Source organism: Streptomyces sp. NPDC086766 (assembly GCF_044746005.1).
Classification (GTDB): domain Bacteria; phylum Actinomycetota; class Actinomycetes; order Streptomycetales; family Streptomycetaceae; genus Streptomyces.
Window position 1 is genome coordinate 356,922 of sequence record NZ_JBIVBI010000001.1, and the last position, 21,569, is coordinate 378,490.

At 71.7% G+C, this 21,569-nt stretch carries 17 protein-coding genes and 2 pseudogenes; 9 read left to right on the forward strand and 10 right to left on the reverse strand.

What is annotated here, in order from left to right; translation table 11 throughout:
• The first annotated feature begins 129 nt into the window (after nt 1-129).
• Both ACIPM1_RS01620 and ACIPM1_RS01625 read left to right on the forward strand, forming a co-directional pair.
• The gene (locus tag ACIPM1_RS01620; RefSeq protein ID WP_402427446.1) at nt 130-1,020 is read left to right on the forward strand and encodes a RimK family alpha-L-glutamate ligase; all 891 of its coding nucleotides are present in this window, start codon (nt 130-132) and stop codon (nt 1,018-1,020) included.
• The gene (locus ACIPM1_RS01625; RefSeq protein WP_402427449.1) at nt 1,017-1,808 is read left to right on the forward strand and encodes a RimK family alpha-L-glutamate ligase; all 792 of its coding nucleotides are present in this window, start codon (nt 1,017-1,019) and stop codon (nt 1,806-1,808) included. The genes ACIPM1_RS01620 and ACIPM1_RS01625 overlap by 4 nt, the downstream gene beginning before the upstream one ends.
• Before the next feature lie 99 nt (nt 1,809-1,907).
• Here the strand turns inward: ACIPM1_RS01625 and ACIPM1_RS01630 are convergent, their stop codons facing one another.
• The 3 genes and pseudogenes from ACIPM1_RS01630 to ACIPM1_RS01640 form a co-directional block, all read right to left on the reverse strand.
• The gene (locus ACIPM1_RS01630) at nt 1,908-2,984 is read right to left on the reverse strand and encodes a DUF6215 domain-containing protein (protein ID WP_402427452.1); all 1,077 of its coding nucleotides are present in this window, start codon (nt 2,982-2,984) and stop codon (nt 1,908-1,910) included.
• 90 nt (nt 2,985-3,074) lie between these two features.
• A pseudogene (locus ACIPM1_RS01635) lies at nt 3,075-3,188 on the reverse strand (ATP-binding protein); the annotation flags it as partial.
• Nucleotides 3,189-3,275: 87 nt separating this feature from the next.
• Nucleotides 3,276-4,013: an SDR family oxidoreductase gene (locus ACIPM1_RS01640; RefSeq protein ID WP_402428147.1), complete on the reverse strand. Its 738-nt coding sequence runs from the start codon at nt 4,011-4,013 to the stop codon at nt 3,276-3,278.
• Between the two features lie 111 nt (nt 4,014-4,124).
• Here ACIPM1_RS01640 and ACIPM1_RS01645 point away from each other — a divergent pair, with 111 nt between their 5' ends.
• On the forward strand, nt 4,125-4,925 hold the full coding sequence (locus ACIPM1_RS01645) for a helix-turn-helix transcriptional regulator (protein ID WP_402427455.1): 801 nt from the start codon (nt 4,125-4,127) through the stop codon (nt 4,923-4,925).
• 3 nt (nt 4,926-4,928) lie between these two features.
• Here ACIPM1_RS01645 and ACIPM1_RS01650 read toward each other — a convergent pair whose 3' ends face one another.
• Nucleotides 4,929-6,977: an NAD(+) synthase gene (locus tag ACIPM1_RS01650; RefSeq protein WP_402427458.1), complete on the reverse strand. Its 2,049-nt coding sequence runs from the start codon at nt 6,975-6,977 to the stop codon at nt 4,929-4,931.
• Between the two features lie 155 nt (nt 6,978-7,132).
• Between ACIPM1_RS01650 and ACIPM1_RS01655 the strand changes: the two genes are divergently transcribed.
• Complete coding sequence (locus ACIPM1_RS01655; RefSeq protein WP_356188395.1) at nt 7,133-7,282, forward strand: hypothetical protein; 150 nt, start codon at nt 7,133-7,135, stop codon at nt 7,280-7,282.
• A 148-nt stretch (nt 7,283-7,430) separates the two neighbouring features.
• On the opposite strand, the gene ACIPM1_RS01660 is transcribed toward ACIPM1_RS01655, so the two are convergent.
• From ACIPM1_RS01660 to ACIPM1_RS01670, 3 genes are all read right to left on the reverse strand, one after another.
• Nucleotides 7,431-9,371 (reverse strand): protease pro-enzyme activation domain-containing protein, encoded by a 1,941-nt coding sequence (locus ACIPM1_RS01660; protein WP_402427461.1) that lies wholly within the window; start codon nt 9,369-9,371, stop codon nt 7,431-7,433.
• A 207-nt stretch (nt 9,372-9,578) separates the two neighbouring features.
• Complete coding sequence (locus tag ACIPM1_RS01665) at nt 9,579-10,214, reverse strand: DUF305 domain-containing protein (protein ID WP_402427464.1); 636 nt, start codon at nt 10,212-10,214, stop codon at nt 9,579-9,581.
• Entirely contained in the window at nt 10,211-10,885 is a 675-nt protein-coding gene (locus ACIPM1_RS01670; protein WP_402427467.1) for a DUF3105 domain-containing protein, read from the reverse strand. The genes ACIPM1_RS01665 and ACIPM1_RS01670 overlap by 4 nt, the downstream gene beginning before the upstream one ends.
• A 182-nt stretch (nt 10,886-11,067) precedes the next feature.
• Here ACIPM1_RS01670 and ACIPM1_RS01675 point away from each other — a divergent pair, with 182 nt between their 5' ends.
• Nucleotides 11,068-11,508, forward strand: coding sequence for an RrF2 family transcriptional regulator (locus ACIPM1_RS01675; protein ID WP_402427470.1), 441 nt, complete (start codon nt 11,068-11,070; stop codon nt 11,506-11,508).
• 236 nt (nt 11,509-11,744) lie between these two features.
• Here ACIPM1_RS01675 and ACIPM1_RS01680 read toward each other — a convergent pair whose 3' ends face one another.
• Complete coding sequence (locus ACIPM1_RS01680; RefSeq protein ID WP_402427473.1) at nt 11,745-12,938, reverse strand: globin domain-containing protein; 1,194 nt, start codon at nt 12,936-12,938, stop codon at nt 11,745-11,747.
• A gap of 304 nt (nt 12,939-13,242) precedes the next feature.
• Here ACIPM1_RS01680 and glnA point away from each other — a divergent pair, with 304 nt between their 5' ends.
• The 4 genes and pseudogenes from glnA (at nt 13,243) to ACIPM1_RS01700 (ending at nt 19,562) form a co-directional block, all read left to right on the forward strand.
• The gene (gene glnA, locus ACIPM1_RS01685; protein ID WP_356188384.1) at nt 13,243-14,604 is read left to right on the forward strand and encodes a type I glutamate--ammonia ligase; all 1,362 of its coding nucleotides are present in this window, start codon (nt 13,243-13,245) and stop codon (nt 14,602-14,604) included.
• 192 nt (nt 14,605-14,796) lie between these two features.
• On the forward strand, nt 14,797-16,032 hold the full coding sequence (locus tag ACIPM1_RS01690; protein ID WP_402427477.1) for an epoxide hydrolase family protein: 1,236 nt from the start codon (nt 14,797-14,799) through the stop codon (nt 16,030-16,032).
• Between the two features lie 184 nt (nt 16,033-16,216).
• Nucleotides 16,217-16,441: pseudogene (locus ACIPM1_RS01695) on the forward strand (sigma factor); the annotation flags it as partial.
• Nucleotides 16,442-16,565: 124 nt separating this feature from the next.
• Nucleotides 16,566-19,562: a bifunctional [glutamine synthetase] adenylyltransferase/[glutamine synthetase]-adenylyl-L-tyrosine phosphorylase gene (locus ACIPM1_RS01700; RefSeq protein WP_402427479.1), complete on the forward strand. Its 2,997-nt coding sequence runs from the start codon at nt 16,566-16,568 to the stop codon at nt 19,560-19,562.
• Here the strand turns inward: ACIPM1_RS01700 and ACIPM1_RS01705 are convergent.
• Both ACIPM1_RS01705 and ACIPM1_RS01710 read right to left on the reverse strand, forming a co-directional pair.
• A complete protein-coding gene (locus ACIPM1_RS01705) occupies nt 19,550-20,422 on the reverse strand; it encodes a phosphatase PAP2 family protein (RefSeq protein ID WP_402427482.1) in 873 nt (290 codons plus the stop codon). The genes ACIPM1_RS01700 and ACIPM1_RS01705 overlap by 13 nt on opposite strands.
• A gap of 80 nt (nt 20,423-20,502) precedes the next feature.
• Nucleotides 20,503-21,537: a LacI family DNA-binding transcriptional regulator gene (locus ACIPM1_RS01710; RefSeq protein ID WP_356188374.1), complete on the reverse strand. Its 1,035-nt coding sequence runs from the start codon at nt 21,535-21,537 to the stop codon at nt 20,503-20,505.
• Nucleotides 21,538-21,569: the final 32 nt, after the last annotated feature.

The window sequence follows — 21,569 nt, forward strand, 5'->3', positions numbered from 1 at the left end:
CTGCCCGCATGCCCCACGACCGCCGACCGCGTGGCCGCCCGGCCATGACATCCTGTGAGGCCACACGACATGACGGACTGCCGGACGACAGGCGGTAAGGCGGCCGCGCGGCGGTGACGGGGACGAACGATGAAGTTCTGCTTTCTGGTGGAGGAGCAGTATCGCCAAGACGGCATGCCGGTCGAGGTGATCCACCAACTCACCTTGTGGGGACACCACGTGGACGTGGTGCGTCCCGGCGGTTCCCTGCTGCACCTGACGGAGGCCGTACAGACGAGCGTCCATGACGCCTGGGTGCTCAAGACCGTCTCCGGCGGCCCGGGCCTCACCCTCCTCGAAGCGGCGGCCTCGGCCGGCCTGACGACGATCAACGACGTCCGGGCGATACGCGGCGTGCGGGACAAGGCGCTCGCCGCCGTCATCGGCCTCAGCCGTGGGCTGCCCCTGCCCGCGACCTACGCGGCCGCGCTGCCCGAACTGCTCCTGGAGATACCCGAGTCGGAATACCCGATCGTGGTCAAGCCCGCTGACGGCAGCTCGGGCCGGGCCGTGCACCTGGTGTCCTCCCCGCGCCGGCTCGCCGAGATGCTGCCCGAACTGGCGGGGGAGGGCATGCTCATCGCCCAGCCGTACGTGCCCAACTCCGGCGTCGACATCAAGGTGTACAGCGTCGGCGGCGAGCTGTACGCCACGGAGCGCCGTTCCCCGCTCCACCCGGACCACGCCGTACGGGAGCGCCACGTGCCGCTGTCGCCCGAGATCGCCGAGATCGCCGCCCGGGTCGGCGTGGTCTACGGCCTCGACCTGTACGGAGTCGACGTGGTGCTGGGACCGAACGGCCCCGTGGTCGTGGACGTGAACGACTTCCCCAGCTTCCGCCAGGTCCCCGATGCGCCGGCACGGCTGGCAAGAGCCGTCCTCGCCCTGGCGGCCGGCGCGGGCGGGGCCGCCACGGCCGCGGCCGCGCAGCCGCCTCTCGGCCCCGTTCCGGTCCCCACGACGGCCGGCAGGACGGCATGAGAATCGTCCTGATCACCCCCGGGCCCGGCCACCCGCTGCTGAGCACGACCACGGCCCTGCTCGCGCCCGACCACGACGTGGACGTACTGGATCCGCGGACGCCGCTGCCCGTCCCCGAACCGCTCGCCGACGTCTACCTGCTGAAGGCACGTACGCCCCATGCCCTCGCACTCGCCCGGGACCTGGAGCGACGGCGCGCCTGTGTGATCAACTCGGCCGCCGCGACCGCGCTGTGCCAGGACCGCACGGCCATGGCCGCGCTGGCCCTGGGCGCCGGCCTCCCCTTCGCGGCCACGCGCACCTTCACCACCCTGGCAGGGCTCGCGTCCGGGCCGGCGCTGTCCGGACCGGTGGTGGTCAAGAGCCGCCACAGCCGGCGGCACGACGTGGTGGCGCGCGTGGAAGGCCCCTCGCACCTACGGGACTTGGCCGCCGCCCATCCGGACGAGCCGGTCGTGGTCCAGGACTTCGCCCCCAACGACGGCTGGGACCACAAGCTCTGGGCGATCGGCGACCGGCTCTTCGCCGGCCTGCGCCGCTCCGAACTCTCCCCCGGGGGACGCGGCCCCACCCGAACGCTTCCCCTTGAGGACCTGCCGCCCGGATGGCCGGCCCTGGTGCACCGCGTCGGAGAGGTCTTCTCCCTCGACGTCTACGGCGTGGACATCATCGACCGCGGCCACGGTGCCCCACTGATCGTGGACGTCAACGCCTTCCCCGGCATCCGGGACCAGCCGGGCGCTCCCGAGGCTCTGGCAGCGCTGATCTCACGGAAAGGAAGGACATGACGTCCTGTTGCTGAACGACGACGTGCGCGGTCGTCTCGACGCTCGGACCGCCGCACCCGCCGTGCGATGCGGCCTCGCCCGGGGTGGCTGCGGAACGGCTCACTGAGCACTCCGCTCGGGGACCGTCGGGAGGACCTTCTCGGCGATGCCGACAAGGACCCTGTCGTCCGGGAGGGCTCCGGACGTGCTCCACACGGTGATGTCGTAGGAGCCGCCCCGGTCCTTCCGATCGAGGGCCACGGACAGCGTCCTGGCCAGGGGGCCCTCCTCGACCGGCCCGCTGTCGTGATCACCGCCGAGGTTGATCTCGAGCTTCATGGTGTGGTCCGAGGTGAGGACCGCGGGCCGGCCGAGAACCTTGAGTGTCCTCATGTCCTTCGCACCCTCGTCACCCGCGATCTTGATCAGTTTCACGTACTGGGCGGTCGACAGCTCGTTGTACGTGGCCGAGAGGTTCACGGTGTACGTGTCGAACCTGACCTCGGCCTCCGGCTCGGCGACCTTCCCGTCGGTCAGCGCGGCGGTGTTGCTGGTGCCGGAAGCCGAGTTCGCGGTCTGCCCGGGCGTTCCGAGGAGCCGGGCCAGGTCGGGCCGGTTGAGCGCCTCGCACAGCTCGTCACCGGTCACAGGCCGGGGGGTCTTCTTGTAGGCCTTCGGCAGCTCCTCGTGTTCCGTGTCCGAACACGAAGCGGGTCGCTGTGTGGTGTCGTCGGACGGCAGCACGTGCGGGGCCACCCACAGCGCGCCCGCGAGGGCCCCGACCACGGCCACGGCCGCCACGGCCTGGCCCCACGCGTTGGGCTCCTTCTCCGGCGTGCCCGGACCAAGAAGGGGCCCGGTTCCGGCCTGTGGCCGAGCCTGGGCGGCTCCGGGCCGGGCCTGGGCCCCCGCCTTGGCGGCGGCATCGATCGCGGCCCCATCGATCACCGCCCCATCTGTCGCCGCCCCGTCCGCAGAGGCCACCGGACCCGGGTTCCGGCGCGCGCGGAGCGCCCGGGCCACCATGCGGACGCGGATCGCGGTGAACACGAGGAACACCACACCGAGACCGGCCGCGACCCAGTCGTGATCGTGGACGGCGAGATACATGATGCGCAGGCCGAGAACGGACCCGATCGCGATGAGCAGGGGTTCGCGGACCCAGAAGGGCAGAACGCGGAGGAGTAGACCGAGCATCCGACGATCTCATCAGGGACATGACCACTTCCGCCGTGGTGGAGGCCACAGTTCCGTGATCATTCAGGCCAGTTCGCACCAGACCGGGGTCGGCGGCGCGCGCGGGTCCGGGTCGGTGACCTCGACGCGGGTGGGGCCGTGGGGTGTGCCGGTGACACGGACGGTCACCGGGGTGCCCTCGCCGATGTGGTGGATGACGTTCGTCTTCCTCGGCGCAGCTGCCTGGGCCCCCTTCGTCGCCTCGCTCAAGAGGTGAACTGAGGGCCCAGAGGCAGTCGAACCCGCGCGAGGTCAGTTCTGGGCAGTGGGCCGGACCACGATCTCGTTCACATCCACGGTCGCAGGCTGCTCGATGGCGAAAGCGATGGCTCGGGCGATCGCCTCGGGCGGGATCGCGATCCGGTCCCGCATCTCCGTGACCTGTGCCCGGACCTGCGGATTCGTCGCCGCCTCGGCGAAGTCGGTCCCGACCGCGCCGGGCGAGACGGTGGTCACCCGCAGAGAGTCACCCGCCTCCTGGCGCAATCCTTCGCAGATGGCGCGGACCGCGAACTTCGTGCCGGCGTAGACCGCCATGGCCGGCACGACGCGGAACGCGGCCGTGGAGGCGATGGTGACGAAGTGGCCCGCACCCTGGGCCCTGAAGACCGGCAGCGCCGCGCCGATTCCGTGCAGCACACCCTTCACATTGACGTCGACCATCTGGTCCCACTCGTCGACCCGCAGGTCGTCCAGAGGCGAGATCGTGCCGGCCCCCGCGTTGCTGACCAGCACATCGAGCCGGCCGAAGCGCTCCCCGGCCAGTGCGACCAGGGCGTGCAGGTCGTCCCGTCGTGTCACGTCCGTGCGGGTCTGGACGGCCGTGCCGCCCGACTTCTCGATCCGTGTCACCAGTTCCGCGAGGCGCTCGGACCGGCGCGCCCCCAGGACGAGCCGGGCGCCCCGCTCGGCGAGCAGCAGCGCGGTCGCCTCGCCGATGCCGCTGCTGGCTCCCGTGATCGCCACGACCTTGCCGTCGATTCCCGACACCATGTCCGCCTCTCTCGTCCGAGCTGGACCTTCCGCTCGGGATCCAGTCTGTGAGGTCGTTAGCCTGGTATCCAGAATCTCCTCATCCTGGAACCAGAGGTGCCATCCACAGTGCAGACGCAGCCGAATCAGCGCGGTGAGCTGGCCGCCTTCCTTCGCAGCCGCAGGGAGCGGATCACCCCTGACCAGGTCGGGCTGCCCCACACCGGCCGACGACGGACCCCGGGCCTGCGCCGGGAGGAACTCGCGCTGCTCGCCGGTATCAGCGCCACCTGGTACACGTACCTGGAGCAGGGCCGGGACGTACGCGCCTCGGACCAGGTGCTCGACGCCCTCGCGTCGGCGCTGCGGCTCGACCGGTACGAGCGCGGTCATCTCTTCCAGCTCGCCGGTCACGCGGCCGCGGCCGAATCCGAAGAACCGGAGCCGCTGGCCCCCGAGGTGGCGGCCGTCCCGCTCCTGCTCCAGCCGCAGCCGGCGTACATCATCGGCGGCACCTACGACGTGCTCAGCCGCAACCAGGCGGCCGACGAACTGTTCCCGCACCTCGGCGCCGCGTCGGACCGGCCGGCGAACTTCGCCCGCTGGGTGTTCCTCGAACCTGCCGCACGGGCCGTCGTGGTCGACTGGGAAGTCGAGGCACGCGGCCTGCTGGCCCGGCTGAGGGCCCTGGCCGGACGCCGCCCGGGCGATGCTCGGTACACCCGGCTGATCGACGAGTTGAACGCGGGCAGCCCCGAAGTCCGTGCCTGGTGGCCGCAGTACGACGTGCAGGCCCGGCACGGCGGGCGGAAACGGCTACGGTGCCCGGGACGCGGGGTGGTCGAATTCGCCTACACCGCCTTCCACGTGGCCGAGCGGCCGGAACAGACGCTGGTGGTCTACTCCGACGGCCGGGAGTCGGCTGATTGAGCGTCACGCCTCCGGCTCGTCGAACCGGGCCAAGTCCCGCAGCCACGCGCGCGCGTTGCCGTCCGACGGTGCGCGCCAGTCGCCGCGCGGGGAGAGCGAACCGCCGGCCGAGACCTTCGGGCCGTTCGGCATGGCCGAGCGCTTGAACTGCGCGAACGCGAAGAAGCGGCGGCAGAAGACCTCCAGCCAGTGTCGGATCTCCGGCAGGTCGTACGCCACCCGCTTGGCCTCAGGGAAGTTCGGCGGCCAGTCGCCGGTCTCCGGGTCGTGCCAGGCGTGCCAGGCCAGGAAGGCGATCTTCGACGGCCGGAATCCGTAGCGCAGCACGTGGAAGAGCGTGAAGTCGTGCAGCGCGTACGGGCCGATCTTCGACTCGGTCGACTGCATCTCCTCGCCCGGGACCAGCTCCGGGCTGATCTCGGTGTCGAGGATGGCGGCGAGCGTCCGGCCGGTCTCCTCGCCGAACTGGCCGCTGCTGATCACCCAGCGGATCAGATGCTGGATCAATGTCTTCGGCACGCCCGAGTTGACGTTGTAGTGGCTCATCTGGTCGCCCACGCCGTACGTCGACCAGCCGAGCGCCAGCTCGGAGAGGTCACCGGTGCCGAGCACGATGCCGCCGCGCTGGTTGGCCAGCCGGAAGAGATAGTCGGTGCGCAGACCCGCCTGCACGTTCTCGAAGGTGACGTCGTACACCGGCTCGCCGGAGGCGAACGGATGGCCCATCTCCCGCAGCATCAGCCGCGCGGTGGGCGTGATGTCCAGCTCGGCCGCGGTGACCCCGAGCGATTCCATCAGCTTGTGGGCGTTGTCCTTGGTGTGGTCGCTGGTGGCGAAGCCCGGCAGGGTCCAGGCCAGGATGTCGCTGCGCGGGCGGCCCGCGCGGTCCATCGCGCGGGCGGCGACGATCAGCGCGTGCGTGGAGTCCAGGCCGCCCGAGACCCCGATGACGACCTTCGGGCCGCCGATCGCCGCCAGCCGCTGCTGGAGGCCGGCGACCTGGATGTTGTACGCCTCGTAGCAGTCCTGGGCGAGGCGGTCGGCGTCGGCCGGCACGAACGGGAAGCGCTCCAGACGGCGGCGCAGCCCCAGGTCGGTGAGCGGCGGGTCGAGCTCGAAGGAGACCGTCCGGAAGTCGTCGGTCCGCGCCTTGTGCGTACGGCGGTTGTCGTCGAACGTGCCCATCCGCTGCCGCTCCTGCCGCAGCAGGTCGAGGTCCACGTCGGCCACCGCGTGACTGTCGCCGAGCGGGAACCGCTCGGTCTCGGCCAGCAGCGCGCCGTTCTCGTAGACCATGGCCTGGCCGTCCCAGGACAGGTCGGTGGTCGACTCGCCGAGGCCGGCCGCCGCGTAGACGTACGCGGCGAGGCAGCGGGAGGACGCCGAGCGGCACAGCAGCTTGCGGTCCTCGGCCCGCCCGACCGTGATCGGGCTGCCGGAGAGGTTGACGAGGACGGTCGCACCGGCGAGGGCCGCCTCCGCGCTGGGCGGCACCGGCACCCACATGTCCTCGCAGATCTCCGCGTGCAGCACGAGACCGGGAACGTCTCCCGCGGCGAACAGCAGGTCCACGCCGAACGGCACGGTCTCGCCGCCGACGCGGATCGACCCGCCGCGCTCGTCGGCGCCGTCGCCGATCTGCCGGCGCTCGTAGAACTCCCGGTAGTTCGGCGGGTACGACTTGGGCACGACACCGAGGACCCGGCCGCGGTGCACGATCACCGCGCAGTTGTAGACCCGGTTGCGGTGCCGCAGCGGGGCGCCGACGACCAGGACCGGCAGCAGCCCCGCCGATCCGGCCACCACCTCCCAGAGCGCCTCCTCGACCTGGTCGAGGAGCGCGTCCTGGAGCAGCAGGTCCTCGATGGAGTAGCCGCACAGCACCATCTCCGGGAAGACGGCGACGGCGACACCCTCCTCCGTGCACCGGCGTGCGTGGCGCAGGACCGCTTCGGCGTTGGCGTGCGGGTCCGCGATGACGGTGTGACCCGTGCACGCGGCGACGCGGGCGAAGCCATGCTGATAGATCGACCAGAAGTTCAACGGAGGCACGGGTCCAGTGTAATCGTCAGAGCGACGCGATGGGGTGGAGCGAGGGTGACCGGCGCCACAGGGGGTTTCGGTCCGGACGTGACCCAGGGCACTGCGATCAACGAGGGCGAGAGGAGAGGATCGGTTGATATCCGGACAAAGGAATTGGAGGCCTCATGGCTGAGCATGTCCATATACGCCTCAAGGACGGCTTCGGCGTCTCCGAGGACGGCGAGCTGCTCGAGCACTCCCGCTGCCGGTGCGGCGAGACGTGGACGAAGGCGTACCGGGTCGGCGACGGCCCGAGCGGTCCGGACCCGGCCTGATCGGGGCGCGCACCGCTGCGCCCCCCCCGCACCGAACGGGCCGGCCGCCCCCGAAGGGCACGGACCGCCCGACCCCTGACACACGCGTGTGCCCGCCCCTCGCGAACGAGGGACGGGCACACGGCCGTGCCGAGCCGCCGACCTGAGGTCAGTGGCGACGGTAGGAGTCGACGTAGCCGTTCGCGGGCGTGCCCACGCCGGTGACGTCGTCGTAGCCCTTCACGGCCTTGAGCGAGCTGTCCTTGCCGAGGCTGCGGACGGACGTGGCCAGACCGTCGGCGGCGTCGAACCCGTTGAGGAAGTCCACGCGCGCCACGGCGAGTTCGGTACCCGTCGGGGTGTCCGTCACGTCGTGGTACAGCTTCGAGCCGTACTTGGCGTAGATCGTCGGGTTGGCGAAGCCGATCGCCTTGCCGCCCCGCGCCTCCTGGGCGAGGGCCTGCACGGCCGCGATCACCGGAGCGGCCAGCGAGGTGCCGCCGATCCGGTACTCGCTGTACTGCTGCGAGCCGTCCGGGAAGGTCTGCGTCTGGCCGACCTTGAAACCGGTGTTCGGGTCGGCGATCGCCGAGATGTCCGGCACGACGCGGTTGCCCGCGGCGTTGTTCGCCGTGGCCAGCGCGTTCGGGACGACGCCCTTCTGGTAGTACGGCTGCGGCACCGTCTTGCTCGTGCCGCCGCCCGCACCGGAGGTGTAGGCGCCCGGGAAGTTGGTCCAGCTCTTGCCGTCAGCGGACAGCGAGGCCTTCTCGGTTCCCCAGCCGGTCTCCCACAGGTACGTGTTGTCCTTGCCGACCGCCAGCGAGGTGCCGCCGACCGCCGTCACCCAGGCCGAGTTGGCGGGGGTGTCGACCTGCTTCGTACCGGTGTGGGCGACCTCGTCGCCGTTGTCACCGGAGGAGAAGTAGAAGCCGATGCCCTCGACCGCGCCGAACTGGAAGACCTGGTCGTAGGCGGCCGCGAGGTCCGGCGTCTGGTTGGCCTCGATGTCGCCCCAGGAGTTGGAGACGATGTCGGCCAGGTGACCGTCGACGATCTTGCTCAGCGAGTCGAGCAGGTCGTCGTCGTAGCAGGACGCGGCACCCACGTAGGTGACGTTCGCGGCGGGCGCGACCGCGTGCACGGCCTCGACGTCGAGGGTCTCCTCGCCGTACCAGCCCGCGGCTCCGCACTCCTTGGTCTTCGTGTAGTTCTTCGGCAGCACCTGGCGCAGCTGTCCGGTCGTCCAGGCGGCGTCACCGTGCTTGTTCGCGTAGGTGGCGGCGTCGTAGGCGATCGTCGGCGAGGCGTACGCGTCGGTGATGGCGATGCGGACGCCCTGGCCGGTGTACTTGCCGGCGCCGTAGGCGGCCCGCAGCTGCTTGCCCGTGTAGCCCTTGACCGCGTACGGGATCTTCGTGCCGTACGCGTCCGGCAGCGTGCTCGCGATGTTCGAGCCGTAGTACGACGAGAACGGCCCGGAGTTCTTGAACACGGCGTCCGGGGGCGGGAGCTGGTCCTTGTGGCTCGCCCTGTGCGGGGCGTTGTCCAGACCGGTGACGGTCAGGACGGCGCCCTTGAGCGCCTCGGGCACCGTCGCCGTCGAGGACGGCGCGCGGTAGGTCTTCGAGCCCTTGGCGTAGTTGTGGAGCTGGGTGCCGAACGCCTTCTCGGCGGCGGCCACGTCGCCCGTGACGGCGATGTAGTGCGGGGTCACGGCGGTGACCTTCATGCCCGCCGCCTTCAGCCACCCCTTCACCGCGGCCACCTGGGCCTTGGTCGCGCCGAAGCGCGCCTGCGCCTGCTTGGCGCTCAGGTACTTGCCGTACGCGGCGGAGGACGGGTCGGCGACCGCCTTCGCGTAGTCGGCCAGGCCGCGGGCGTCGCGGCCGGCCAGGAAGACCCGGGCACTGACCAGGGCGCTGTCGGCAGCCGCCCCCTTGTCCGCCTTGGCCGTGGCCCACAAGGGCTTGGTGCCCGTGAGCGCGTCCCGGCCCGGGTTGCCCGAGGCGTGCGCCGCGGGTATGCCGAGCGCCAGCGCGCCGGCGAGCATCGGCAGCGTGGCCGCCATGCTCACTGAGGCGCGCACCTTGGCGCGATTGGATCTCATAGAACCCCCATGCGGATCGCATGTAACGCAATGAGTGGTCGGTCATGGTGTGATCCGCGTAGAGCCCGCGGCGGTTAGGACCCCCCGTAGGGATCACACGACGGGGACACTCTTTCGATGAACCGTTCATGCCAGGGGAATGGGCAGGCCAAGAGAAGCCCAAGAGACCGTCATCCTGGGTGAATTGAGGCTTTCGTCCGAACGGCGTTATTGCGAACGGGGGGTGGCGCCGCGCTTCCTGAGCATGTCGGCCATGAGCCGGATCTCGGACTGCTGGGCCTCGACCATGCCCTGCGCGAGCTTCTTCTCCACGCCGACCGTGCACTTGGCGGCGCAGCCCTCGGCCATGTGGACCCCGCCCTTGTGGTGGTCCGTCATCAGCTGGAGGTAGAAGACCTCGGCCCGCCTGCCGTTCAGTTCGCCCAGCTTCCTCATCTCGCTGTCGGTCGCCATGCCCGGCATCAGCGCGCCGTCCTCGCCGGAGGCCATGTCACCCATGCCCATCCAGGTCATCGGCGGATCCGCCGACACCTTCGGCAGCCCCCACAGGTCGAGCCAACCCAGCAGCATCCCGCGCTGGTTGGCCTGCGTCTGCGCGATGTCGTAGGCGAGACGGCGCACTTCGGGGTCGCTCGTGCGGTCGCGCACGATGTACGACATCTCGACGGCCTGCTGGTGGTGGACCGCCATGTCCCGGGCGAAACCGGCGTCCGCGGAGTCGGCGGCGGGCGTCCCGCCGCCGGAGTCCGAGCCCGCGTCCTCGGCGACCGCGTACGTGATCGCCCCGGCCGCGACCAGCACGGCCGCGGCGGCCCCGGCGATCCAGCCGACGTGCCTGCTCACTTCATCGTCCCGCCGGTGCAGGAGGCGCCCGGCTCGGGGGTCTGCTTCCCCTGGACGTAGCCGGCGAAGAACTTGTCGACGGCCGGGTCGTCGGCGCTCTTCACGGCGAGCTGGTGCCCCCACGCCGACAGCATCAGCGGCGCCGCCTGGTTCTCGTACGGGCTCATCAGCGTGTACGGCGTCTTCTTCACCTTGGCCGCGAGCGCCTGCACGTCGGACTTGGCGGCCTTGCTGGTGTACGTCACCCAGACCGCGCCGTGCTCCAGCGAGTGCACGGCGTTCTCGTCCTTCACCGGCTGGGTGTAGACGTCGCCGTTGCAGTTCAGCCAGACCGGGTTGTGGTTGCCGCCCACCGGCGGGTGCATCGGGTAGGTGACCGGCGTGTTGACGTGGGTGCGGGAGAGCGTGCCCGTCCAGGTGCGCACCCCGTCCTTGCCGACGGCGAAGCGGCCCGAGTCGCCCGCGCTCTTCCCGTCGCTCGCGGTGTCCTTCTTGTCCCCGCTCTGCGAGCGGACGAGCACCACGCCGCCGACGACCAGACCGGCCACGACGACCACGCTCGCAGCGACGGTCAGGATCCGGTTGCGGCGCTCCCGGGAGCGCTCGGCACGGCGCATCTCCTCTATGCGGGCCTTGCGCTGCTCGGCGCCGGTCTTGTTGGCGGAACCCATGGCGAGTCCTTTGGGGAGGCGGAGGAACGGGTCCGCTGATCGTAGTGGGCCGGGCGGGCGCTTTTGCAGAGAGGGCGCGGGACCGGCCGAAGATGCGAATCTCCCGTCCGCCGGGCGGTACGGTGCCCGGAGAGGCCCGCAGAAAAGTTGAAGCGTGGATGCACATTATTTACGCTGAACGGATGCGACTGCTGCGCTCCACCGACCTGGCGTTGCGCGTCCTGATGCGGCTCGCCGTCACGGGTGACTCGACCCCCACGACCCGCGAGGTCGCGGCGGACATGGACGTGCCGTACACCCATGCCGCGAAGATAGTCGCCGAACTGACCCACAGGGGGCTGCTCACCGCCCGGCGCGGCCGGGGCGGGGGGCTCGCGCTCACCGAGGAGGGGCGCACGGTGTCGGTCGGCACCGTGGTGCGCGCCTTCGAGGGGGCGGGTGACGTCGTCGACTGCGAGGGCGGGGGCGCCTCCCCGTGCCCGCTGAAGGCGGCGTGCCGGCTCCGGGGGGCGCTGCGCCGGGCTCAGGAGGCGTTCTACGCCTCGCTGGACCCGCTCACCCTGGCCGACATGGTCGCGGAACCGACCGGCCCGGTGCTGCTGGGGATCACCAGGGCTCCGTGAGGGGCGCCGACGCGGGGTCGGGCCGGCTCGTGAGGGAGCGCGGGCGGGGTCGGGCCGCCCCGTGAAGGGGGGCGCGCCGCCGGACCTGCCCGGCCGCGCGCTTCCGGGCCGGATTCTCCTCCGCCCGCATGCTTCTTGCCCGCCCCCGCCCGGCCGCACGCTTCCGGGCCCCGTGCGCGAACGCCCAAGCCCGGGCCGGGGCGCTCGGGGCGCCCCGGCCCGGGCCGGCTGCCGTCTCAGCCCTGGGCGAGCCAGAGGTCAGGCCCGAACACCTCGTAGTGGATGTCCGCCGGGGCCACACCCTTCTCGATCAGCTGGGCCCGCACCGCCCGCATGAAGGGCAGCGGACCGCACAGGTACGCGCGCGTGCCCTGTGTCACGTCGACCTCGGAGAGGTCCACGAGACCCGTCCGGACGCCCGGCCCTGCGTCCTCGACGCCCTCCTCGTACCAGAAGTGCACGGACGCCTCCGGCAGCTTGGCCGCGTACGCCTCGTGGTCGGTGCGCAGGGCGTGGTCGGCGGGGGAGCGGTCGCCGTGCACCACGGTCACCGGGGCGCGCTGCCCGGTCTCCGCGAGCTGGGCCAGCATCGCGACCATCGGGGTGACGCCGATGCCCGCGGAGGCGAGCAGCAGGGGAGTGTCGACGGCGTCGTCGAGGACCAGGTCGCCGTACGCCTCCGACAGCTGGAGGACGTCGCCCTCGCGCACGCGCGCGTGGAGGTGGTTCGAGACCTCGCCGTCGGGCGTCGCCTCGCCCAGCACCCGCTTGACGCTGAACTGCCGGACGGGCGAGCCCGGCGCCCCCGAGAGGCTGTACTGCCGGATCTGCCGGGCGCCGTCGGCGAGTTCGACGCGGACGGAGACGTACTGGCCCGCCCGGAAGTCGGCCACCGGGCCGCCGTCGACCGGGCGCAGCCGGAAGGTGACGACGTCGGCGGTCTCCGTCACGCGCTCCAGGACCTCCCAGTCCCGCCAGTCGCTGCCGCCGCTCTCCGCGTACAGCCGCTTCTCGATGGCGATGAGCGCGTTCGCCATCAGCCAGTAGACCTCGGTCCAGGCGGCCGCGACCTCGGGGGTGACGGCCTCGCCGAGGACGTCCGCGATGGCGGCGAAGAGGTGCTGGTACACGACCTCGTACTGCTCGGGGGCGATGCCCAGCGAGGCGTGCTTGTGGGCGATCCGGCTGAGCATGGCGTCCGGTCGCTGGTCGGGGTGCTCCACCAGGTACGTCGCGAAGGCGGCGATGGAGCCGGCGAGCGCCTGGCGCTGGGTGCCGGCGGCCTGGTTGCCGCGGTTGAACAGGTCGCGCAGCAGCTCGGGGTGGGCGGCGAAGAGGCCGGCGTAGAAGCGCTCGGTGATCTCGCCGATGGCCGCGCCGACGGCGGGAAGGGTGGCGCGAACGGTGGCTGCGGACGGCTCGGACAGCATCGGGACTCCTCGTGCTCGACTGATCAGCACGCTATTAAAACTTGCATTTGAGATGCAAATTATGGAGGAGTGGTGTCGATCACTATGGGTGGTTGTCGGCCATTACGGATGTCGGTGCGAGCAGGCAAGATGGGCGGCAGAGCGGTACACCTGCCGTACGCGGGGCGTTCACGCCGTGGACGGCGGGGCGATCAAGGTCCGCAACGCGCATGAAATGGTGTTGTGGTGGGATGCTCAGGTGCCCTACCGCCTCCTGTGGTACGGGAGACAGGCGGCCTGACCAGCAAGGATGGGGAAGCGGAAGATGGACAAGCAGCAGGAGTTCGTGCTCCGGACCTTGGAGGAGCGCGACATCCGGTTCGTACGCCTGTGGTTCACGGACGTGCTGGGCTTCCTGAAGTCCGTGGCTGTGGCCCCCGCCGAGCTGGAGCAGGCCTTCGACGAGGGCATCGGCTTCGACGGCTCCGCCATCGAGGGCTTCGCGCGGGTGTACGAGTCCGACATGATCGCCAAGCCCGACCCCTCCACCTTCCAGATCCTGCCCTGGCGCGCCGAGGCCCCCGGCACCGCCCGCATGTTCTGCGACATCCTGATGCCGGACGGCTCCCCGTCCTTCGCCGACCCGCGCTACGTCCTCAAGCGCGCCCTGGCCAAGACCTCCGACCTGGGCTTCACCTTCTACACCCACCCCGAGATCGAGTTCTTCCTGCTGAAGAACAAGCCCGTCGACGGCAGCCGCCCGACCCCGGCCGACAACTCCGGCTACTTCGACCACACCCCGCAGAACGTGGGCATGGACTTCCGCCGCCAGGCGATCACCATGCTGGAGTCGATGGGCATCTCGGTGGAGTTCTCCCACCACGAGGGCGCCCCGGGCCAGCAGGAGATCGACCTGCGGTATGCGGACGCGCTGTCCACGGCGGACAACATCATGACGTTCCGCCTGGTCATGAAGCAGGTGGCGCTGGAGCAGGGCGTGCAGGCGACCTTCATGCCGAAGCCGTTCTCGGAGTTCCCCGGCAGCGGGATGCACACGCACCTGTCGCTGTTCGAGGGTGACCGGAACGCGTTCTACGAGTCCGGCGCCGAGTACCAGCTCTCCAAGGTCGGCCGCTCCTTCATCGCGGGCCTGCTGCGCCACGCGGCCGAGATCTCGGCGGTCACCAACCAGTGGGTGAACTCCTACAAGCGCATCTGGGGCGGCTCCGAGCGCACCGCCGGCGCCGGCGGCGAGGCCCCCTCGTACATCTGCTGGGGCCACAACAACCGCTCGGCCCTGGTCCGCGTCCCCATGTACAAGCCGGGCAAGACCGGCTCCGCGCGGGTGGAGGTCCGCTCCCTGGACACCGGCACCAACCCGTACCTCGCCTACGCCGTCCTCCTCGCCGCCGGCCTTAAGGGCATCGAGGAGGGGTACGAGCTGCCGCCGGGCGCCGAGGACGACGTCTGGGCCCTGTCCGACGCCGAGCGCCGCGCCCTGGGCATCGAGCCCCTCCCGCAGAACCTCGGCGAGGCCCTGGCCCTCATGCAGCGCAGCGACCTGGTCGCCGAAACCCTCGGCGAACACGTCTTCGACTTCTTCCTCCGCAACAAGAAGCAGGAGTGGGAGGAGTACCGCTCCGAGGTCACCGCCTTCGAGCTGCGGAAGAACCTGCCGGTGCTGTAGGCGCAGGTCGAGGCGGGTTTCCCGCTTGTTCGGCGAGGGGGGCCGACGGTCGTGGACCGCCGGCCCCGACGCGTCTCACCGGCCTTGGGAGTTCGGCGCCGGAGCGCGCGCTACGGGAAATGGCCTGGATCGCCGCCCGATCACCCGACAGGCTGACGGCACGGTTTCCCCTACGCAGAAGGTGACCACGCCATGACCACCCCGCCCGCCTTCCCCCTGGAGCCCACCCCGATCCACGTGCCCGACGAGGTCCTCGACGACCTGCGCACCCGTCTCGCGTCGACCCGCCCGCCGCTGGACGAGGGGAACGAGGACTGGTCCTACGGCGTCCCGGCCGGCTATCTCCGCGAGCTGGTCGCCTACTGGCGGGACGGCTACGACTGGCGCAAGGCCGAGGCCGCCATCAACGTCCACGATCACTACGAGGCGAACGTCGCCGACGTCCCGGTGCACTTCATGCGCAAGCCCGGCCGCGGCCCCCGCCCGATCCCGCTGATCCTCACCCACGGCTGGCCGTGGACGTTCTGGCACTGGTCGAAGGTGATCGACCCGCTCGCCGACCCGGCCGCGTACGGCGGCGACCCCGCCGACGCGTTCGACGTCATCGTGCCGTCCCTGCCCGGCTTCGGTTTCCCCGGCCCGCTCACCGGCTTCCCGGACGTCAACTTCTGGAAGGTCTCCGACCTCTGGCACACCCTGATGACCGAGACCCTGGGATACGAGAAGTACGCCGCCGGGGGCTGCGACATCGGCGGGATCGTCTCCAGCCAGCTCGGCCACAAGTACGCCGACGAGCTGTACGGCATCCACATCGGCTCCGGGCTGCCGCTCGACTTCTTCACCGGCCCCCGCGCCTGGGACTTCGCCCGGAACCGGCCCCTGACCGACGACCAGCCCGCCGACGTCCGCGCCCGCGTCATCGAGCTGGACCACCGCTCGGCGTCCCACCTCACCGTGCACATGCTCGACGGCGCCACCCTGGCCCACGGGCTGAGCGACTCACCCGCCGGACTGCTCGCCTGGCTGCTGGAGCGCTGGAACGCCTGGAGCGACAACGGCGGCGACGTCGAGTCCGTCTTCACCAAGGACGACCTGCTCACCCACGCCACGATCTACTGGGTGAACAACTCCATCGCCACGTCGATGCGTTACTACGCCAACGCCAACCGCTACCCCTGGGCCCCCGCCCACGACCGCACCCCGGTCGTGCAGGCCCCGGTCGGCCTCACCTTCGTGACGTACGAGAACCCGCCCGGCATCCACACCGCCGACGAGCGCGTCCGGGCGTTCAAGTCCGGCCCGCAGGCGGCCTGGTTCAACCACGTCAACGTCAACGCCCACGACCACGGCGGCCACTTCATCCCCTGGGAGAACCCCGACGCCTGGGTGAACGACCTGCGCCGCACCTTCCGCGGCCGCAGGCCCTGACCGACCCTGCGGGCTCGACGGGGGACCAGCCAGGGCAAAGTGCCCTGTCGGCGGCAGCAGCGCCGGCGGTGAGGCAGCGCGGCGTGGAGGAAGGTCGATTCGGCTTCAACCTTTTGGGTGCGGCAGCGCTCTGGAGAGGGGTGACAAGGCAGGGCCCCTCGACAGGGCCCGGAAGGGAGAGCAGATGCCGGAGAACGGCCGTGGCTCCGGAGCGCCACAGGGATCCCAGGCGCCCGAGAGCTTCGAGGCCTTCGCACAAACGAGCCAGAGACGCTTGTACCGGACCGCGTACCCGCTGTGCGGGGACCCGGACACGGCCCGGGACCTGACGCAGACCACACTCGCCAAGCTGTTTCAGCACTGGCGGCGGGCGAGTGCGGCCGACCATGTCGAGGCCCATGCCAGAACCGTGCTGGCCCGCACCGGTCGGATCGGCGCCGCCGGGCCGGACTCGCTCGGGTTCCCTCCGGCGCCAGGGGCGGCCACTCCGGTTAGGCTCTGGCCAGGACGAACGGATCCGACGGGAGGCCGGGATGACGGCGCCGGGGCGCAGGAGCAGTACCTTCACACGGCTGCTGCGGCACGGCTTCACCGATGCCTCCGCCGCCGAGCGGCTGCTGGACAGCGCGGAGCTCGCCGCCGTCCGCGACGACCCGGTGCTCCTCGAGGCGCTCGGCGCGACCGCCGACCCCGACCTCGCGCTCGGCGGCCTGGTCCGGCTGCTGGAGGCCCAGCAGGCCCCCACCGCCCGGCGCGAGCTGCTCGACACGCTGATAGCGGCCAAGCCGCTGCGCGACCGGCTGCTCGGCGTGCTCGGCGCCTCCGCCGCGCTCGGCGACCATCTCGCGCGGCACGCCGGCGACTGGCAGGCGCTCGTCACCTACGAGCCGCGGGACCTGCACCCGGGCGTGGAGGAGTTCGAACGCGGGCTCGCGGACGCCACCGACCCCGTCTCGCTGCGCGTCGCCTACCGGCGCTGCCTGCTGTCCATCGCCGCCCGCGACGTGTGCGGCACCATCACCGTCGCCGAGACCGCCGCCGAGCTCGCCGACCTGGCCACCGCCACCCTGCGCGCCGCGCACCGCCTCGCCACCTCCGCCGCCCCCGACGACGCCGCGCTGTGCCGGCTCGCGGTGATCGCCATGGGCAAGTGCGGCGGCCACGAGCTGAACTACGTCTCCGACGTCGACGTCATCTTCGTCGGCGAGGCCGCCGACGGCGCCGACGAGGGCAAGGCGCTGCGCGCCGCGACCCGGCTCGCCTCGCACCTGATGCGGATCTGCTCCGAGACGACCGTCGAGGGCTCGATCTGGCCGGTGGACGCCAACCTGCGGCCCGAGGGGCGCAACGGCCCGCTGGTGCGCACGCTGAGCAGCCACGTCGCCTACTACCAGCGATGGGCCAAGACCTGGGAGTTCCAGGCGCTGCTCAAGGCCCGCCCGGTGGCCGGCGACCGCGCGCTCGGCGAGGAGTACGTCGCCGCCCTGCACCCGCTGGTCTGGCAGGCCGCCGAACGCGAGAACTTCGTCGCCGACGTGCAGAAGATGCGCCGCCGCGTCGTCGAGAACATCCCCGTCGCCGAGGTCGAGCGGGAGCTCAAGCTCGGGCCGGGCGGCCTGCGGGACGTCGAGTTCGCCGTCCAGCTGCTGCAACTGGTGCACGGCCGCGCGGACGCCTCGCTGCGCAGCGGCACCACCCTGGACGCCCTCAAGGCGCTGGCCGCCGGAGGCTACGTCGGCCGGGCGGACGCCGTGCAGCTCGACGAGGCGTACCGCTTCCTGCGCTCCATGGAGCACCGCATCCAGCTGCACCGGCTGCGCCGCACCCATCTGGTCCCGGAGGACGAGGCCGACCTGCGCCGCCTCGGCCGCTCCCTGGGGCTGCGCACCGAGCCGGTCGCCGAGCTCACCCGCGAGTGGCGGCGCAACGCCGGCGTCGTACGGCGGCTCCACGAGAAGATCTTCTACCGTCCTCTGCTCGACGCGGTCGCCCAGCTCGCCCCCGGCGAGGCCCGGCTCAGCCCCGAGGCGGCCCGCGAGCGCCTGGTCGCCCTCGGCTACGCCGACCCCGCCGCCGCGCTGCGCCACCTGGAGGCCCTGGCCTCCGGCGTCACCCGCAAGGCCGCCATCCAGCGCACCCTGCTGCCCGTGCTGCTCGGCTGGTTCGCGGACTCCGCCGACCCCGACGCGGGCCTGCTCAACTTCCGCAAGGTCTCCGACGCGCTCGGCAAGACCCCGTGGTACCTGCGGCTGCTGCGGGACGAGGGCGCCGCGGCGGAGAACCTCGCCCGGGTGCTGTCGGCCGGCCGCCTCGCCCCCGACCTGCTGCTGCGGGCGCCCGAGGCGGTGGCCCTGCTCGGCGACGGCGACGGCGGCGGCCTGGAGCCCCGCGAGCGCGCCCACCTGGAGCAGGAGATCCTGGCCGCCGTGGGCCGCGCGGACAACGCCGAGCAGGCGGTCACCGCCGCGCGCGGTGTGCGGCGCCGCGAGCTGTTCCGTACGGCCGCCGCCGACATCGTCGGCTCCTACGGCACCGAGGAGCAGCCCGCCGAGGCCGACCAGGGCGCGCTCGTGGACCTGGTCGGCTCAGCCGTGTCCGACCTGACCGCGGCGACGCTGGCCGGCACGCTGCGGGCGGTCGTGGACGCGGGGTGGGGCGAGGAGCTGCCGACCCGGTTCGCGGTCATCGGCATGGGCCGGTTCGGCGGGCACGAGCTCGGCTACGGCTCGGACGCGGACGTGCTGTTCGTGCACGAGCCGCGCGAGGGCGTGGACGAGCGGGAGGCCGGGCAGGCGGCGAACCGGGTCGTCGCCGAGATGCGACGGCTGCTGCAGATCCCGAGCGCGGACCCGCCGCTGCTGATCGACGCGGATCTGCGGCCCGAGGGCAAGACCGGGCCGCTGGTGCGGACGCTGACGTCGTACGAGGCCTACTACCGGCGCTGGTCCCTGGTGTGGGAGTCGCAGGCGCTGCTGCGGGCCGAGCCGGTGGCCGGGGACGCGGACCTCGGGCGGCGCTTCGTCGGCCTGGTCGACCCGCTGCGGTACCCGGCGCGCGGGCTGGACGAGGACGCGGTGCGGGAGATCCGGCGGCTGAAGGCGCGGATGGAGTCCGAGCGGCTGCCGCGCGGCGCCGATCCCAAGCTGCACACCAAGCTCGGGCCGGGCGGGCTGTCCGACGTGGAGTGGACGGTGCAGCTGCTCCAGATGCGGCACGGGGCGACCGAGCCGGGACTGCGCACCACGCGGACCCGGCAGGCGCTGGCGGCCGCGCGGGAGGCGGGGCTGCTGTCGGAGGAGGACGCGTCCGTGCTGGACGAGGCGTGGGTGCTGGCGACGCGGGTGCGCAACGCCGTGATGCTGGTGCGCGGCCGGGCGGGGGACACCTTCCCCTCCGACCCGCGGGAGCTGGCGGCGGTGGGGCGGTACCTGGGGTACGGGCCGGGACACGTGGGAGACATGCTGGACGCCTACCGGCGGACCGCCCGGCGGGCCCGGGGCGTGGTGGAGACGCTGTTCTACGGGATGTGAGCGGCGTCGCGCCGGTGCGTCGGCAGCACCGCCCTGCGCGGGCCCGGGCTGCGGGGCAGGGCGTACGGCAGCGCGCCGTACCAGAGGCGGGCGAGGGTGAAGCCGACGCCCAGGCACAGGAGGCCGCCCACCGCGTCCAGCCAGAAGTGGTTGGCGGTGGCGACGATGACCAGGAGGGTGGTCGCGGGGTAGACCAGGCCCAGGACCCGGACCCAGGGCACGGTGGCCAGGGCGAAGATGGTCAGGCCGCACCACAGGGACCAGCCGATGTGCATCGACGGCATCGCGGCGTACTGGTTCGACATGTGCTTCAGGTCGCCGGAGGCCATCGAGCCCCAGGTGTGGTGGACCTGGACCGTGTCCACGAAACGGCCGCCGTTCATCAGGCGCGGCGGCGCCAGCGGATACAGGTAGTAGCCGAGCAGGGCGATGCCGGTCGTCGTGAACAGCACCAGGCGGGTCGCCGCGTAGCGGCCGGGATGGCTGCGGTAGAGCCACAGCAGGACACCCACCGTGACCACGAAGTGCAAGGTCGCGTAGTAGTAGTTCATGCCGACGATCAGCCAATTCACGGCGTCTACGGCGTGGTTGACGGACTGCTCCACGGCGATGCCCAGGCGGTGCTCGGCGCGCCAGATCCAGTCCGCGTTGCGCAGCGCCTCGGCCTTCTGCTCCGGCACCGCGTTGCGGATCAGCGAGTACGTCCAGTAACTGACCCCGATCAGCAGGATCTCGAACCAGAGCCGGGGCCGGCCGGGCGTGCGCAGCCGGCCCAGGACGTCGCCCTGCCGCGCATCCGTGACGGTGCGCGGAACGGCCTCCTCGGGCCCTCCCGGTCGCGTCACGGTCGTGTCACCCATAGGCACAGAGTCTGCCAGAAAAGCCTTCCCCCACCGATCATCCCGCGGTCGGTTCGAGGACGCATGTTGTCCGCCCCCTGCTACGGGCGGGAGCGCTCCCCGGGGGCCGACGCCGTCGAACCGCGCACCACCAGCTCGGGCATGAACACGAACTCGCTGTGCGGGGCGGGGGTCCCGCCGATCTCCTCGAGCAGGGTGCGCACCGCCGCCTGGCCCATCGCCGGCACCGGCTTGCGGATCGTCGTCAGGGGCGGGTCGGTGAACGCGATCAGCGGGGAGTCGTCGAAGCCGACCACCGAGACGTCCCGGGGCACCTCGAGACCCTGCTGCCGGGCCGCCCGTATCGCCCCGAGCGCCATCATGTCGCTGGCGCACACCACCGCCGTGCAGCCCCGGTTCATCAGCGCCGTGGCGGCGGCCTGGCCGCCCTCCAGCGTGTACAGGGAGTGCTGGAGGAACACGGACTCGATGACGTCCGGGGCCAGGCCGAGCTGGTCCTGCATGACGCGGACGAAGCCCTCGATCTTGCGCAGCACCGGCACGAAGCGCTTCGGCCCCACGGCCAGCCCGATCCGGGTGTGGCCGAGGGAGACGAGGTGGGTGACGGCCAGGGTCATCGCGGCCCGGTCGTCGGGGGATATGAACGGCGCCTGCACCTTGGGCGAGAAACCGTCCACGAGCACGAACGGCACACCCTGGCCGCGCAGCTGCTCGTAGCGCTGGGTGTCGGCGGTGGTGTCCGCGTGCAGTCCGGAGACGTAGATGATCCCGGCGACCCCGCGGTCCACCAGCATCTCGGTCAGCTCGTCCTCCGTGGACCCGCCCGGGGTCTGGGTGGCGAGGATCGGGGTGTAGCCCTGCCGGGTCAGCGCCTGGCCGATGACCTGCGCCAGGGCGGGGAATATCGGGTTCTCCAGCTCGGGGGTTATCAGGCCCACCAGGCCCTCGCTGCGCTGCCGCAGACGCACCGGGCGCTCGTAGCCCAGCACGTCGAGGGCGGCCAGCACGGACTGGCGGGTGGTGGAGGCGACGCCCGGCTTCCCGTTGAGGACGCGGCTGACGGTCGCTTCGCTCACCCCCGCTTGAGCGGCGATATCGGCAAGCCGTGTGGTCACAGGATGTGACTGTACCGGTCGGATCTCGCGTT